This is a genomic window from Streptosporangium carneum (genome assembly GCF_027922005.1).
GTDB classification, from domain to species: Bacteria; Actinomycetota; Actinomycetes; order Streptosporangiales; family Streptosporangiaceae; genus Streptosporangium; species Streptosporangium carneum.
Window position 1 is genome coordinate 730,069 of the sequence record NZ_BSEV01000001.1, and the last position, 13,245, is coordinate 743,313.

At 63.7% G+C, this 13,245-nt stretch carries 17 protein-coding genes; 10 read left to right on the forward strand and 7 right to left on the reverse strand.

Annotated elements, in window-relative coordinates; genetic code table 11:
• Positions 1-20: 20 nt before the first annotated feature.
• Both PKF00_RS03750 and PKF00_RS03755 read right to left on the reverse strand, forming a co-directional pair.
• A complete protein-coding gene (locus tag PKF00_RS03750) occupies positions 21-1,370 on the reverse strand; it encodes an FtsK/SpoIIIE domain-containing protein (RefSeq protein WP_271215902.1) in 1,350 nt (449 codons plus the stop codon).
• Positions 1,363-1,716: an SCO3933 family regulatory protein gene (locus PKF00_RS03755; RefSeq protein ID WP_271215903.1), complete on the reverse strand. Its 354-nt coding sequence runs from the start codon at positions 1,714-1,716 to the stop codon at positions 1,363-1,365. Before PKF00_RS03755 ends, PKF00_RS03750 begins: the two co-directional genes overlap by 8 nt.
• A gap of 129 nt (positions 1,717-1,845) precedes the next feature.
• Here PKF00_RS03755 and PKF00_RS03760 point away from each other — a divergent pair, with 129 nt between their 5' ends.
• Positions 1,846-2,178, forward strand: coding sequence for a GntR family transcriptional regulator (locus PKF00_RS03760; RefSeq protein ID WP_271215904.1), 333 nt, complete (start codon positions 1,846-1,848; stop codon positions 2,176-2,178).
• Positions 2,179-2,183: 5 nt separating this feature from the next.
• Here the strand turns inward: PKF00_RS03760 and PKF00_RS03765 are convergent, their stop codons facing one another.
• Both PKF00_RS03765 and PKF00_RS03770 read right to left on the reverse strand, forming a co-directional pair.
• The gene (locus tag PKF00_RS03765; RefSeq protein ID WP_271215905.1) at positions 2,184-2,366 is read right to left on the reverse strand and encodes a hypothetical protein; all 183 of its coding nucleotides are present in this window, start codon (positions 2,364-2,366) and stop codon (positions 2,184-2,186) included.
• Positions 2,363-2,578 (reverse strand): hypothetical protein, encoded by a 216-nt coding sequence (locus PKF00_RS03770; RefSeq protein ID WP_271215906.1) that lies wholly within the window; start codon positions 2,576-2,578, stop codon positions 2,363-2,365. The genes PKF00_RS03765 and PKF00_RS03770 overlap by 4 nt, the downstream gene beginning before the upstream one ends.
• A gap of 153 nt (positions 2,579-2,731) precedes the next feature.
• Between PKF00_RS03770 and PKF00_RS03775 the strand changes: the two genes are divergently transcribed.
• The 3 genes from PKF00_RS03775 (at position 2,732) to PKF00_RS03785 (ending at position 4,424) form a co-directional block, all read left to right on the forward strand.
• Positions 2,732-3,472, forward strand: coding sequence for a DUF5919 domain-containing protein (locus PKF00_RS03775; protein WP_271215907.1), 741 nt, complete (start codon positions 2,732-2,734; stop codon positions 3,470-3,472).
• A 3-nt stretch (positions 3,473-3,475) separates the two neighbouring features.
• Positions 3,476-3,949 carry an NUDIX hydrolase gene (locus PKF00_RS03780; RefSeq protein WP_271215908.1) on the forward strand — a complete coding sequence of 158 codons (474 nt, stop codon included), beginning with the start codon at positions 3,476-3,478 and terminating at the stop codon, positions 3,947-3,949.
• Positions 3,950-4,037: 88 nt separating this feature from the next.
• The gene (locus PKF00_RS03785) at positions 4,038-4,424 is read left to right on the forward strand and encodes a nuclear transport factor 2 family protein (protein WP_271215909.1); all 387 of its coding nucleotides are present in this window, start codon (positions 4,038-4,040) and stop codon (positions 4,422-4,424) included.
• Positions 4,425-4,426: 2 nt separating this feature from the next.
• Here the strand turns inward: PKF00_RS03785 and PKF00_RS03790 are convergent, their stop codons facing one another.
• From PKF00_RS03790 to PKF00_RS03800, 3 genes are all read right to left on the reverse strand, one after another.
• On the reverse strand, positions 4,427-4,978 hold the full coding sequence (locus PKF00_RS03790) for an HD domain-containing protein (RefSeq protein WP_271215910.1): 552 nt from the start codon (positions 4,976-4,978) through the stop codon (positions 4,427-4,429).
• A 65-nt stretch (positions 4,979-5,043) separates the two neighbouring features.
• On the reverse strand, positions 5,044-5,514 hold the full coding sequence (locus tag PKF00_RS03795) for a GntR family transcriptional regulator (RefSeq protein WP_271215911.1): 471 nt from the start codon (positions 5,512-5,514) through the stop codon (positions 5,044-5,046).
• Positions 5,515-5,520: 6 nt separating this feature from the next.
• Positions 5,521-5,859, reverse strand: a complete 339-nt coding sequence (locus PKF00_RS03800) for a hypothetical protein (RefSeq protein ID WP_271215912.1) — start codon at positions 5,857-5,859, stop codon at positions 5,521-5,523.
• Between the two features lie 164 nt (positions 5,860-6,023).
• On the opposite strand from PKF00_RS03800, the gene PKF00_RS03805 reads away from it, so the two are divergent.
• The 6 genes from PKF00_RS03805 to PKF00_RS03830 all read left to right on the forward strand — a co-directional run bounded on the left by PKF00_RS03805 (position 6,024) and on the right by PKF00_RS03830 (position 13,137).
• A complete protein-coding gene (locus tag PKF00_RS03805; RefSeq protein WP_271215913.1) occupies positions 6,024-6,758 on the forward strand; it encodes a helix-turn-helix domain-containing protein in 735 nt (244 codons plus the stop codon).
• Between the two features lie 503 nt (positions 6,759-7,261).
• Positions 7,262-7,576, forward strand: coding sequence for a hypothetical protein (locus tag PKF00_RS03810; protein ID WP_271215914.1), 315 nt, complete (start codon positions 7,262-7,264; stop codon positions 7,574-7,576).
• A gap of 176 nt (positions 7,577-7,752) precedes the next feature.
• Complete coding sequence (locus PKF00_RS03815) at positions 7,753-10,737, forward strand: CHAT domain-containing protein (RefSeq protein WP_271215915.1); 2,985 nt, start codon at positions 7,753-7,755, stop codon at positions 10,735-10,737.
• Positions 10,722-11,468 carry a hypothetical protein gene (locus PKF00_RS03820; protein ID WP_271215916.1) on the forward strand — a complete coding sequence of 249 codons (747 nt, stop codon included), beginning with the start codon at positions 10,722-10,724 and terminating at the stop codon, positions 11,466-11,468. The genes PKF00_RS03815 and PKF00_RS03820 overlap by 16 nt, the downstream gene beginning before the upstream one ends.
• Positions 11,465-12,721: an adenine nucleotide alpha hydrolase family protein gene (locus PKF00_RS03825; RefSeq protein WP_271215917.1), complete on the forward strand. Its 1,257-nt coding sequence runs from the start codon at positions 11,465-11,467 to the stop codon at positions 12,719-12,721. The genes PKF00_RS03820 and PKF00_RS03825 overlap by 4 nt, the downstream gene beginning before the upstream one ends.
• Positions 12,718-13,137 carry an ASCH domain-containing protein gene (locus PKF00_RS03830; RefSeq protein WP_271215918.1) on the forward strand — a complete coding sequence of 140 codons (420 nt, stop codon included), beginning with the start codon at positions 12,718-12,720 and terminating at the stop codon, positions 13,135-13,137. The genes PKF00_RS03825 and PKF00_RS03830 overlap by 4 nt, the downstream gene beginning before the upstream one ends.
• The last annotated feature ends 108 nt before the right edge of the window (positions 13,138-13,245 follow it).

Genomic DNA, 13,245 nt, shown 5'->3' on the forward strand with positions numbered 1-13,245 from the left:
TCCCCCTTCCTTTCAGCGGCTCAGGCGGTGAGGAGTTCGTCCAGGTCGGCGGGATCGAACTCGGTCGTCGGAGCATGGGCGGTGATCTCCGCCCAGGACGGGGCGAGATCGGCGTACATCCGGGCCGCGTGTTCGGCGGCCTGCTCGGAGACGTGGAAGGAGCGGGCGCGGTACCACTGGCCGTCCTGGGAGGCCACGATCGCCACCCCCGGTGTCTCCGAGGGGATCGCCCGCGCTGAGGCCAGGGCGGCCGGGTCGAGGTCGCCGAGGGTCATGGTGGCTGTCTCTGGATCGTTGACCCGGTGGCAGATCCGCCCCGAGCACTGGGCCCGCAGCGCGGTGACGCCGGGGCCGAGGTCGGAGCCGATGCGCTGGCCGCAGCAGAACAGGTAGATGCCGAACGCCCGTCCGAGCTGCGCCACCCGCAGCAGCGCCGTGGAGGTGCGGGCGATCTCGTCTTTCTCGCTCTTGTCGGCCATCAGGTACAGCTCGGCCAGCTCGTCGACCAGGACCACGACCGGCACCGGTCGTACCGCCGGGGGAAGCTGCCAGATGTTGCGGGCGCCTGCCGTCCGGCACAGGCCCATCCGCTCCAGCATGAGCGCCACCAGGTCATCGAGCAGGCCGGTGGCCTCGGTGCGGGTGGTGGCCAGCGCCGACAGCCGGGGCGTGTAGGGGGTGAACTCCACGCCGCCCTTGAGGTCGACGCCGACCAGCGCCACCGGCTGCGGCGCCAGCCCGACGAGCAGCGCGTTGGCCAGGTTCGACTTACCCGACTGCGTCGCTCCGGCGTTCAGCCAGTGCGGCACGGTGCGAAAGTCCATCACCCACGGCTTACCGGTCTCCAACCGGCCCACCGTCACCGTGAGCAGTTCCCCCGAGGGCGGCAGCTGATCGGCCCGCACGAGTGGATCTCGGATGGTGGCGGCCAGGACGACCCGTCCGGGACGCGGGGACGACACCCGGACGGCGTGCACGCCCCAGGAGTGCACCAGCCGTTCGGCGACCTCGGCGTAGTCGGCGGGGATCTGCCCCTCCAGCAGGCAGACGGTGACGCGCCAGCCGTGCCGGGTCGGCAGCGGGAACCGCATCCACGGCGTGGTGTCGACGGCGATGCGGCGGAAGCGGCGCCGTACCTTCACGGTGCCGGTGGAGATGAGCGCGCCCGGGGTGAGAGTGAAGGCCCAGCGGGCGCGCTTCTTGGTCAGCCCGCACCCCAGGGCGACCTTGCGCCAGGAGGCCCGCACGCTGAATGCGGTGAGCGGGTAGCCGGCCACCGGCCAGAACGACCGAGGGTGCAGGCGCCGCCAGGCCGTCAGCACGACCAGCGCGCAGGCCAGGACGAGCAGCGACTGCAGTAGGTCAGGCATCGTCGCCCCCGCCTGGTCTGCCGGAGACGGGGACGATGGAGGCGGCCTTGTAGCTGATGCCCCAGCGGGTGGTGCCGTTGCTGGGGATCTCCCAGACGTAGCCGACCATGCTGGTCGGGACGACGTCCTGGCCGGGAGCGATGGGTGGTTCTCCGGAGGTTCCGACCTTGACCAGTTCGATCCGGCCCAACTCGTCCTCGGCGAGGAGCACGGATTCGTAGACCTTGTTGCCGTCCTTGTCGGTCTTGATCTTTCCGCTGTCCTGGTCGATGACGCGAGGACGAGCGGCCTTGACGCAGGTGAAGCGAAGCCGGTGGGTGTCGACGGGGATCGGGATGTTGCGCATGGGTGGACCTCCTTGTTCGTCTCGGCCAACATAGTCAACCTAGTTAGCTTGGATGTCAACGTTCTCATGGTTGGCCTGGTCGCGTGTCTGTGCTGAACTAGAGACACCCACGACCGAAGAAGAGGGCGGATGGTCAAGAACACCGGGCGGCCCGGCTACCTGCAGATCGCCGACGACCTGCGCGACCAGATCCGGCGCGGCACCCTCGCGCCCGGCGAGGCGCTGCCCTCCACCGCCCAGCTCGCGACCGCCTACGACGCCTCGCTGAGCGTGGTGAAACTCGCCGTCGGAGTACTACGGAACGAAGGGCTGGTGATCGGCCAGCAGGGCAAGGGCGTGTTCGTCCGCGAGGACGCCGCCCCCGCCCCGCCGGCCTCCGACGAACTGGCCGAGATCCGCGCCACGCTGCGTGACCTGTCGGCCCGGCTCGAACGAGTGGAGTCGAAACTCGCCGACGAGTAGCGCGCTCATCCGCGCACGTGGCAGCCGGTGACCCGACGAGCCAGGCCCGCCGCCCGGCTCGGCGGCGCCGCACCCAGCTGCATCCGCCGGTCCTCCTGACGCATCCCGACCAGGACGACCACATAGCCGACGACAACCACCGCGCCCAGCACCAGACCGACGATCAGCGGGATCATGGTCGCGCTCACGTCCAGATCACCCCCGCCTCGGCGGTGCCGTACGGGCGGTTGGCCGGACGCCGCACCTGACCACGCCGCCGGTTCGTCCTGCGCCGGGCCACCTGACGGCGAACCCACCGCTCACGCGCCCGGCACTTACGGCAGACGAACTGCCCCTCCTCCAGCGCCCCGCCGCACTCGCAGGCGGGCGTCTCGTCGATCGGCCGGATGTAGTTGATCACTGCTGTCTCTCCTCTCGTCGCTGCCAGTGATGCCTTGCGATACCGAGAGTGCGACGAAGAGTCAGGACGTGATCACTACAGGATGGGACATGTACAGGACGTCCGGTCTACGATTGCCACGTCCCTGGACGTCCCGGCTTTCAGGCAGGTGAGATGGCGAACGAGCGGTTACGGATAGCCCTTCTCGAACACGGCACCACCGTCGACGCACTGGCCGAAGCCGTCCAGGTCGACGCCAAGACCGTGGAGCGGTGGATCACCCAGGGCCGCATACCGTACCGAAAGCACCGATTCGCGGTCGCCAAACTCCTCGGCGTGGAAGAGGCCTACCTATGGCCGGACGCGCTGACCCCTGCGCAGGCCGCAGCCGTCTCCGGAAGCGAACTCGTCACCGTCTACCCGCACCGCTGGGCCGTCCCCAAGGACACCTGGGGACGTCTGTTTTCCACGGCCCGGGAGGAGATCGGCGTACTGGTCTACAGCGGCATCTTCATCGCCCAGGACACCGGCATCATGCGCACCTTCGCTGAGAAGGCCACGGCCGGTGTGCGCATCCGTATCCTGCTCGGTAACCCGGACGCGCTCGAAGTCGCCCAGCGCGGCGCGGACGAAGGCGTCGGCGACGGCATGGCCGCGCAGACCCGGATGGCCCTGATGCTCTACCGGCCGCTACAGCAGGTCGAGGGCATCGAGATCCGGCTGCACCACACCATCCTGTACAACTCCATCTACCGCGCCGACGACCAGCTTCTCGTCAACACCCACATCTACGGCAAGTTCGCCGCCGACGCCCCGGTCATGCACCTGCGCAAGGTCACCGGCGGGGACATGGTCTCGACCTACGCCGACAGCTTCGAAGCCGTCTGGGCCGGCGCCACCCCCGTAGAGTCCTGAGTCATGGCCCGCCGCATCGACTTCTACGACGACCCCACCGCACCCGCACCCAACAGCCTCGTCCCCTCGGTCAACGTCATCGTCGTCAACGACGCCGGTGACATCCTGATGATCCGCCGCACCGACAACGACAACTGGGCCGTGCCCGGCGGAGCCATCGACCTCGGCGAGTCCCTGCCCCAGGCGGCGATCCGGGAGACGCTGGAGGAGACCGGCATCACCTGCGAGATCACCGGCCTGGTCGGCACCTACACCGACCCCCGCCACGTGATCCTCTACACCTCCAATGGCGAGGCCCGCCAGGAGTTCTCCATCGTCCTCACCGCCCGACCCGTCAGCGGTGAGCCGACCCCGAGCGACGAGTCCCGCGAAGTCCGCTGGGTCCCCCGCGACCAGATCGACTCCCTGACCATGGACCGATCAATGCGGCTACGGCTCGGTCACTTCCTCGACGGCGCCGGGCCGCACATCGGGTAAGCACGCTCACGCCGTCGAACGTCACGACGACCCAAGATGCCTGTACGTTCATATCCCGGAACGTTCCCTCGTCTTGGAAGGCGGTCTCATGGCCGAGCGCACCCTTACCGATGAGCTGTATGAGGCAGAACGCCGCCTGCAGGCGGCCATGCTCGCCGGAGACGTCGAGGAACTCGATCGGCTGCTCGACGAGCGGCTTGTCTTCACTGGCCCGCCGGACGGCGCGTGCCACCCGCAGGCCAAGCAACTCGACCTGGACAACCACCGCTCACGCCGACAGGTCATGACCAAGCTCGTCGAGGAAGACCTGACCGTGGTCGTCGCGGACACCACCGGCGTCACCTGCTTCCTCGGCACGCTGGAGGGCACGTTCGCGGGGGAGCCGTTCGCCATGCGTCTGCGCTACACCCGTACCTGGGTCCACACCGACGAGCACGGCTGGCGCATCCTGGCCGCCCACGCCAGCCCGGCGTAACGTCAGGTCCCCGCGTCCAGGGCAGCCTGTACGGCGTGCACGGCCGCGGTGATGCACGGAGTCGCCTTCGTGATCGACCGGCTGACCAGATGTTCCGGGCCGTACCGAGAATGGATCTCCAGCAGCCGAGCCTCCGCCTCGACCGGCAGACCATCCGGACTGGTGGTCATGTCGCAGTAGGTCAGCGCCCCGACCAGCTCCGGACGTTCTTTGTCGAACTCGGCGTTCAGCACGTCCAGCAGGCCGCGCTCGGCCGCCTCGTACTCCGCGCACGTGTGGTGAGCCACCAATCGGGCGATCGTGCCATCGGCCCGCTGAACGTCGCGCAGATACCGGGCGCCATCCAGCGCGTGGGAGCCCGTGTCGACCAGCGCGGGGGAGTAGCCGATGTCGTGCAGCCAGGCCGCCGCGGTCAGCAGATCGGCCTCCGCACCCAGGATCGGCGCCAGCGACACCGCTCGCGCGGCCACCCCCTGAGTGTGCGCCCACCGGCGCGGCAGAGGCTCTTCCAGCAGCTGCCGGGCCAGGTCACGCGCCCATTCGGCTTGTCCCATGCGCTTCACCATAGAAACCGTCCCCAGAATCCTTCCAGAGATGACACCAGACGTCCTAAGACGTCTCAAAGCGCCGCAGGGCGGACGAACCGCCCCTTACCGTGCAGTGTCACAACCAGCCCCTCACCCTCCAGTTCGGCTAGAGCCTGCCGGACAGTGTTGCGAGATGCCCCGTACCGCCGTCGCAGCGCGCTCTCACTCGGCAGAGCCGTCCCCACCGCCAAGACCCCCGTGATGATCTGCTCACGCACCTCGGCGGCGATCTCCTGGTAGCGATACAGCGCCGCCCGCCGCTCGGGGTCTTTCACCCGGCGTCCCGCACCGGGCATCGTATCGATCAGCCCCTCTTCCTCCAGGACGGCCAGCGCGCGCCGGACCGTACTGCGAGCCACGCGAAAACGCTGGGCCAGCGCCGCCTCCGAAGGCAGGGCGCCGGCCGGAGGATAGTGACCGGCAGTGATCTGCGCGCGGAGCCGTTCGGCGATCCGGTCGTAGACCTGCTTGCCGGTCAGCCACCCATCGGTGTCCTCAGTCATGCGTCATCAGCGGCCGTGCGCGCCGCGAATGCTACCCAGGTCGATGTTGAGCGTGCCCTGCTCACCCTCACGCCAGCCCCGCCGTACAGCTGCGGCGATGTCCTCGGCGGCCATCGGTAGGTGGATGGTGGAGGTGCGTTCGTCGGGCTGGTCACCCCAGTAGAACCAGTAGAAGACGACCTGGACGTAAATGCGGCGGGTACGGGCGTTGTGGTCGGTGATCTCCAGGCAGGGCTGGCCGTTGTGGTCAGCGGTCAGGAAGGTCGGCACGTACAGCGCGGCGAGGTAGCCGCGCAGCGTGGTCAGCTGGTCCTGCTGATAGGCGACGATCTTCTCTCTGGACATGGTCGGGTGCTCCCGTCGGCTCAAGACCCCGGTAGGAGGTACCGGGCGTGATGCCGCTGAGTTTTCTGCGCGGGGTCGGACACAGGCACCACGACCTGAGGGACGTCTGGGGACGTCTTATGTTAGCGTCGCTGGTACCGACCTGCTCCGGGAGGTACACCCGCATGAACGAGAACCTTCGCCACGCCCTCATCCGGGCCCGCCTGCACCCCCTCGACGTGGCCACCCACCTGACCGTCGACCCCAAAACCGTCTCCCGCTGGCTCGCCGGCCGCGTCCCCCACCCCCGCCACCGCCTCGCCGTCGCCGACCTCCTCCACGTCGACGAGAACGACCTGTGGCCCGAAAGCGACCGCCGCCGCCCAGGACTGTCGCCCGAGATCAAGGCCGTCTACCCGCACCGATGGGCCGTCCCGGCCAACGTCTGGCGTACCTTCTTCGACTCCGCACAGACCGAGATCGGCATCCTCGTCTACAGCGGCCTGTTCCTCGCCGAAGACGCCGGACTGCTCCGCATCCTGACCCAGCGGGCCGCTACTGGAGTGCGAGTGCGCATCCTGCTCGGCGACCCCACCAGCCCCCATGTCGCCACCCGCGGAGTCGACGAAGGCGTCGGAGGCGACGTCATGGTCTCCAGAACCCGAAACGCCCTCACCCTCTACCAGCCCCTCCAGACCGTCGACGGGGTCGAGATCCGGCTCCACGACACGATCCTGTACAACTCCATCTACCGCGCCGACAACGACCTCCTGGTCAACCTGCACGTCTACGGCACCCGCGCCCCCGAAGCCCCCGTCATCTACGTCACCGGCAACGAACCCGACAGCACCGCCACCACCTACCTCGACAGCTTCGAACGAGTCTGGTCCAGCGCAACACCCGCAGTTCAGAGCGGCTGACGACAACCACTCCAAGATCGGAAGAAACTTATCTATCCGTCTTCAAGGCGGTCCGCCTGCGGCGGCCCGCACGCGTCGGGCGGTCGTTGGCCGCACTGCGGCTCTTCGGCTGGTCGCGGCCACCGCCGCCCACGCGCCTGACCATTGCACGAACAACTTAAGTCGGTAGAAGCTCATCACGATCGACGGCGTGTCGACCGATGTGCAGATCATGGGCAGTGGCCGTTAGAGCCTGCCTCTGGCGGGGGCTCCGGCTCCGCGCTGATCATCTCACGTGGGGTGAACTTGCGAGATAGCTGGTGTGGAACCTGATCACCTCGCACACCGTCAACCCAGGCAAGCCTAGACCGGCTCCTCCGGCTCAAGCCCGGTTATGACGTAGAACTCACCTCCACCAATTCAGGAAAAATCATCCTTCGGGAAACTCGGCGTGGTTTACGAAGCTCACTTCACGTGGAATGACAGAATTGCGTCGCGAGATTCGGCCACGAGAGGAGGCGGGTATGCCGACAGCAAATAATACGTTGATTTTCTTTGGGCTTCTCGGCGGATTGCTGCCCGACTTGCTGCGCTTCATCAAGGGCAGAAACCAAGGATTCCCTGATTATTGGAGGAAGTCGAGCTTTTGGTTAGGTTTAATACTCCTCATGTTACTGGGCGGTTTTGCGGCGTGGATTGGCCGCGCAGATGAAGTCACAGAAGCACTCGCTTACGGGTACGGCGCCCCCGAAATACTCAGCAGGATCCTCGGGAAGGATCCGGAAACAGAAGCTACTCGGGGAGGAAAATTCCGTCTGCGGGCGTGGTGGGACAGCTGACGAGGGAAGCTCAATCGATGGAGATTACGAGATTCGAGGTGGGTTGGAGGCAGGACGGCCGACGTAGCGGCTGGCAATGCCTACCTGGCCAAAATGCGCTCCTCGGGACAGAGGAGTTCTATCCACTAAGGCGGTGGACGCGATGGAGAGTATGGCGGCTCCGTAAAGCGTACGGCTTGGATACCCAGAGGCGCTTCTGGGACCTTGTCGAGGACAAGGAGTTCTTGGCGTGGTGGAATCAGGCTGCCGCTGGCGGACACGACAAACTTTTTTTACTACGTTTTCCTCCGAAAGTGTGGGAGCTGCCATGGGAACTGCTAGTTGAAAATCTTAAAGCCACTCGCATTCATCCGCATGTCCTGATTGCCCGAGGGGTCGATACCTCAATCCCGGAGTCACCTAGAGTCTTCGATAAGCCCCTGAAGATTCTTATTCTCAAAGGCGCAATACATGCACGCGGGTATAGTCGGCTGAATCTCGACGGCGAGACGAAATTGATCATGAGTGCCTGGAGTGGATTGCCTCAGGAGGCGCGCCGGTGCGTTTTGGAGCCAGTTATTACGGACAAAATCAAAGGTAAGGCTATGACCATAACAGAGCTACCAGACCTCTTGCGAGAACATTTGCCAGACGTCTTATGGTTCAGTGGGCACGGTCGACGGGATCCGAAACCGGGTCTGCTGTTCGCTGACGGCACCTGGGTTCCGCCTCAACGCTTCGCTGAGTCGATCACAGCATCTGGTCATGTACCGCTGTATACGGTGTTCTGGGCGTGTGACACTGGCCGGAGTGACCCTTCTGACGCTGGCAATGTGTCATCGCCGGCATTCTTTGCTGCCCTCACGCAAGCCGGAGTCATGTCGAGCCTCCTCGTGCAGGCACCCATCGGGGACATCAGCGCAACGAAGCTCGCTCACAAGCTGTTTTTTTCACTTGCAACTGGCCTTTCGCTAGAGGCCGCGACCGCCAGAGCGCGAGCTGATCTCCTTGACGATGCCGCCGCCCGGAAACTGGACTGGTCACTTCCGGTTGTGTGGAGTTCGGGCCTACCAGAATTGCGCCTTGAGTGGGACTCAGTGGAACGAGCGCGCCTGCAATTTCTGGGGGCTGAGATCCTGGCCCGGGCGCTGCTCAGTCCTTCGCAGCTTCTCGGCGCGCCGACTTCGCAAGAACGGGACCGCGCCTCGGCGTGGGTAAGGCGACTTGGGAACTGGATAGTCGGGGAGTTCAGCAGCGAGAACAAGTACGTCTGGTTGCGAACACTGCAGGCAATACAGGCGGATACCTCGCTTCTGGTGATCTGCGTCGACCTGTCCGTAGATGTGGGTAGGCCCCAGACTGTGGAGGACCGCCTAGCGAGCTGGGCCGAGCAGGTCTACCTCCGCATCCGCCCTGGGAAGATCCCCAGGCAGATGACGAGCATCCTCACAATGATGCAAGAGCACCCACAGAAAGGTTGGCGAGATCTGTGCTCTATGACCGATATCTTCCTGGCGGTCGTGCAGCCGCCGACTTACGAGGCCACGTGGTTCTGGCAGAACCTCCAGCGTGCCGCAGTAGCCGCGGTCCTTAGCCCTAACCAGGTTCCCCACGACATCATCAACGGTTGGGGATGGGCTGCGGACCGCATCAGCGCGATGCTTGATGATCAGATAATCGAGGCGGCCGTCCGGCAAGCCCCCAGGCTGGCCCAGGCCCTTGCAGTGCTCGGCACCCCGATTCCACCCACCTACCTGCGGCTCACGGGTATAACGGACGGACAGCCCAGCACCGTTCGTGACTGGGAGCTAGCCGATACTGTCCTGGTTAAGACGCTTTCAGGCGGACGGGTGATGGCAGCGGCCGCCCAAGACTACATAATGCGGGCACTGCCCGATCGAGAGATACGGCAGGCGCATCAGGACTGCATAGCAATCCTCTCCGAGCTCCGGCCGAGCTTGGAGGTCAGCGACAACCTGCTGGGGCACCTGATCAACGCCCGTATGGACGACGAGGCACTCATGCAGGCTGCCTACCTCTGCCAGCAATACTGGAGAGATAACCAGCCACAGGCGGTTCGCCGCACGATCCGGCGTCTCGGTAGCCTGCAAACCGATCTTCCCAGCGAGGCGCGGCTCATAGCGGCGTGGGCGCACGTAGTCCTTGGGGATATGGTGCGGGCTAGGTATTGGCTTGATCGGGCACACCCGGTAGCCCTTCTCGACAGCGCGTGGAAGTGCGCACTTCTAGCCGAGCTCCTCAAGAGTGAGGGAACCGAGGTTTCAAGACAGGGCACGCTCGACAACATCAACCAGGCAGTGGAGTTCTGTACCGAGGCACTCCGGAGTGGGGACGACCAGACTCGGTTCGGGGCGCAGCGGCAACAGCGGGCATACCGACAGAACCGGGCCCGAATCATGCAGTATCTATTTTACGATGCCAGCGGTGCGGCGGCTGAATACCACAGCTTGATCAATGAGTCGCGTAATGACCTAGGGGCTGACCTGGATGTGGCCATTATGAGGCGGAATTATGCGGAGTGCCTTACAGTCCTCGCCACAGGCCCTGAGGACCACCGATGGGATGATGCCCGGACGAAGTTGCAAGAAGCTCTCGAAGCAGCCAGCGCCTACCCGCAACTGCCAGTGATATCGGAGATCCTTTACGAGCAAGCCGGGATGGCTGAAGCCGAGTCCGCACGCGCCGTGGCAGAGCGACTTCTTGGCGAATGCATCGAGGCGGCGAGCGAGGCAGGACACGAGATGATGGTCGCTATCGCCGAGAACAAGCGATTCTGGCTGACCGGGCCATTCTCAATGGATACGTGGCAGGAAATCGCCGACCGGCTGGAAGGCTATGCCAATCATGGCTGGGCTGCCCGGAGCCTCATGAACAGCCGCATCCGGGCGGCACAGGTGCTTGCCGTAGAGCACGACTTTAACCGTGCCTGGTCTCTTCTCCAAGAAAATCGCAGCCTCCTCGCCCATAGTCGCGCTTTTTATATCGGTAGAAGCGACGAGTGGAGGATCGTGCTCACATATAGCGGGCTGGAGGTCCTCGCAGCGGAAAACAGCAGCGCGGGGCAGTACTGGCAAGAGTTCCTTCAGAGATATCCGTGGAGTAGTGAATGGCTGGAAGAACGGGCTATTCATGATCCGGCACAGGCGTGGGGGCAGTTGTGATGGGGACAGGTTCGCTTGGCGGCGGCGGAAGCGGAGGTAGCGGAGGAGGGGGAGGTTCCGGCCGCGCCGGTCTGGTCAGCTACCGTTTCTGCGGCGGCTCGATGTCTAACGCAAAGATTTCACAAAACGATATTAGAAAGGAAATATCAGACCTGTTAAGTCGGCGAGCCAGCGCAGCATTCCTGAAAAAGCAGTTCACCAGCCCGATCGTGGCAAACATCTACAAGCACCTAATGAACCTCGCGCTCGCCAGGACTACAGCTGACCCGCTGGATCGACTCACCGAGGGCTTACAGGTCGACTCTACACCTGGCTTTCTTGTGCGGCTCGCCAACGAAATCGTCAGTGCGGATGCCAGCAGTGAGCCTGACCGACGGGTGCGCGAGACGGCACGTGTTTGCCTAGAAGACTTCCTGATCCTAGCTACCGGGAACGACCTCGACCTTTACACGTCAGGGACCCGTCAGGAGGCTGCCCAGAGGCTGAAGTCGTCAGTGCTCGAAAACACTCTGGGAAACTTCCTGGCTAGTCTGATAGTGCGCGTCGTTGAACGGGAAGAAATAGAGAGGCTCTCGGCTGAGGCCGTGCTGCAGCTTCAGGAAGACGCACAGCGGCGGGCTAATATGGCGATTGACAGCTTTAAGAGCAAGTTTCCGGCCTACAAATACCGCGACTTCTTCAAGTATGTCCAGCAGGAACCGGCCTGGTTGCTGAGGGAGATTTCCTCATGACCAAAGAGACCACGGTTCGCTGTGAGGTCAGAGGGTTTCGCACCTCATACGGAAGCCAGTACATCCAGTTTGATATCGGCTCAGACCTGGTCATGCGAGCTGAAGGAGAGTTCGGTCGACGCGGACTGTCCCCCATAGCAGCCGACCTAGTCGATCTCGGCGCGGCCGTTTACCAGATCGAGCGCCAGCTACGTGGCAGGCAACGCACGAACCCTGCAGTGAAATTCGACCTTCACATCGCATTGCGGGATCCTGGGTCCTGGACCACTCCGGCGTTGACGGCGCTCACTGCGATCCTCGCAGATCTTGGGAACGCAGAATGGGACGTTAAGGTCCATCAGCGGCGAGACATCCAGGTCGCCGGGCATCAGCGCAACACCGAGCGCAAGGTCGATCGGGTGGTGCTGCTCTCGGGTGGCCTCGACAGTGCGAGTGGCGCGGCAACCTGCAAAGCTAACGCATCGAGAACCTGCCTCGTCTCCTTCTATACGCGCCAGAAAGCTTCGCAACGTGATATTTCCAAGATGCTCGGATTCCATCCGCCAGTGCAGTGGCGCATGTCGAGGCGGCCGGGTGGCCGGGGGCACACGTTCCGTTACCGGAGCTTTTTCTTCCTATGTTTGGGAGTGGCAGTTGCTGATTCGTGGGAAGCGCGGAAAGTGCTGCAGTATGAGAACGGCGTCCTAGCTACTGCCATGCCGCCGGGGCCATCATGGTTCATGACCCGCCATGCGTATCCGGTGATGCAAGCTCAGATGGCGACGCTCGCGGGTGCCCTTCTCGGCGGCACCTGGAGTGTGGAGAACCCCTTCCTTCAACTGACCAAGCGGCAGTGCCTTGAGGCCGCCCGGCGTGTGGCAGGGACACAAATGATGGAGGAGGTCGCTGCGCGGACCGAGACATGCTGGTTCCACTGGTCGAACCGCACCGCGGGCGGTCTAAAGGCTCCTGGCATCCCGTGCGGCGTATGTGTTCCTTGTATCGTCCGTAGAACTGCGCTGTCGGACGGTGCCTACGCGTGGGACCTGTGCGAGGACGAGGTGAAAAATGATCTCTATCATGGCCGGGCTTTCCGGGCCTACTATGGATTCCTCAGTGACGTGCACAGCGCTGGCGACTCGCTCAGTAAATTCTACGGGCTTATGCCAGCCGCTGGACGGGAACTGTACGTCAGAGACATCTTCACGCTTCAAGAATTTCTTGATCTCTTCGGACGATTCGCATGCGAGTTCATGGAGACATTTCAGCCATGAGTGAGCCGATTCGCGCCTTGAGCGTCCGCCAGCCATGGGCCGAACTTATAATCAGCGGGCGGAAGACAATCGAGCTAAGAACGTGGACATCTGACTATCGCGGGCAACTGTGGCTGCATGTGGGGAGGAGAGAGGATTTCCGGCTTGAATCAGAGTTTGGACTGAAAGGATTATTTCGGGGAGGGTTCATAGGAGCTGTGGAACTGATCGCGATCGTGCCAATGGACGCCCAACGATGGGAATCCTGGCGAGAACGGCACTGCGAGACCGGCGCCTACCGGCCTGGGCTGTTCGGCTTGATTCTCAAGGATCCCCGCCGCTTCAACACTCCTATCCAGGCGCCCGGCGCCCTCCGCCTGTTCATTCCTTCTCCTGAGTTTCAGGACCAACTCCGACAAGCAATCAGCATTGAGTAAATTCGCAGCGCTGCCCCCTCCGGTCAAATGCTATATTGCAGTGGTAGACGGCAAATTAGCTCCGCGCTGGTCATAAGCTAACATGCTGCGCAATGCATGGGCGACAAA

Excerpts from the sequence above, each read along its gene's own strand:
- PKF00_RS03750 (WP_271215902.1), bottom strand. The coding sequence starts at position 1,370 with ATGCCTGACCTACTGCAGTCGCTGCTCGTCCTGGCCTGCGCGCTGGTC.
- PKF00_RS03755 (WP_271215903.1), bottom strand. The coding sequence starts at position 1,716 with ATGCGCAACATCCCGATCCCCGTCGACACCCACCGGCTTCGCTTCACC.
- PKF00_RS03760 (WP_271215904.1), top strand. The coding sequence starts at position 1,846 with ATGGTCAAGAACACCGGGCGGCCCGGCTACCTGCAGATCGCCGACGAC.
- PKF00_RS03775 (WP_271215907.1), top strand. The coding sequence starts at position 2,732 with ATGGCGAACGAGCGGTTACGGATAGCCCTTCTCGAACACGGCACCACC.
- PKF00_RS03780 (WP_271215908.1), top strand. The coding sequence starts at position 3,476 with ATGGCCCGCCGCATCGACTTCTACGACGACCCCACCGCACCCGCACCC.
- PKF00_RS03785 (WP_271215909.1), top strand. The coding sequence starts at position 4,038 with ATGGCCGAGCGCACCCTTACCGATGAGCTGTATGAGGCAGAACGCCGC.
- PKF00_RS03790 (WP_271215910.1), bottom strand. The coding sequence starts at position 4,978 with ATGGGACAAGCCGAATGGGCGCGTGACCTGGCCCGGCAGCTGCTGGAA.
- PKF00_RS03795 (WP_271215911.1), bottom strand. The coding sequence starts at position 5,514 with ATGACTGAGGACACCGATGGGTGGCTGACCGGCAAGCAGGTCTACGAC.
- PKF00_RS03800 (WP_271215912.1), bottom strand. The coding sequence starts at position 5,859 with ATGTCCAGAGAGAAGATCGTCGCCTATCAGCAGGACCAGCTGACCACG.
- PKF00_RS03805 (WP_271215913.1), top strand. The coding sequence starts at position 6,024 with ATGAACGAGAACCTTCGCCACGCCCTCATCCGGGCCCGCCTGCACCCC.
- PKF00_RS03810 (WP_271215914.1), top strand. The coding sequence starts at position 7,262 with ATGCCGACAGCAAATAATACGTTGATTTTCTTTGGGCTTCTCGGCGGA.
- PKF00_RS03825 (WP_271215917.1), top strand. The coding sequence starts at position 11,465 with ATGACCAAAGAGACCACGGTTCGCTGTGAGGTCAGAGGGTTTCGCACC.
- PKF00_RS03830 (WP_271215918.1), top strand. The coding sequence starts at position 12,718 with ATGAGTGAGCCGATTCGCGCCTTGAGCGTCCGCCAGCCATGGGCCGAA.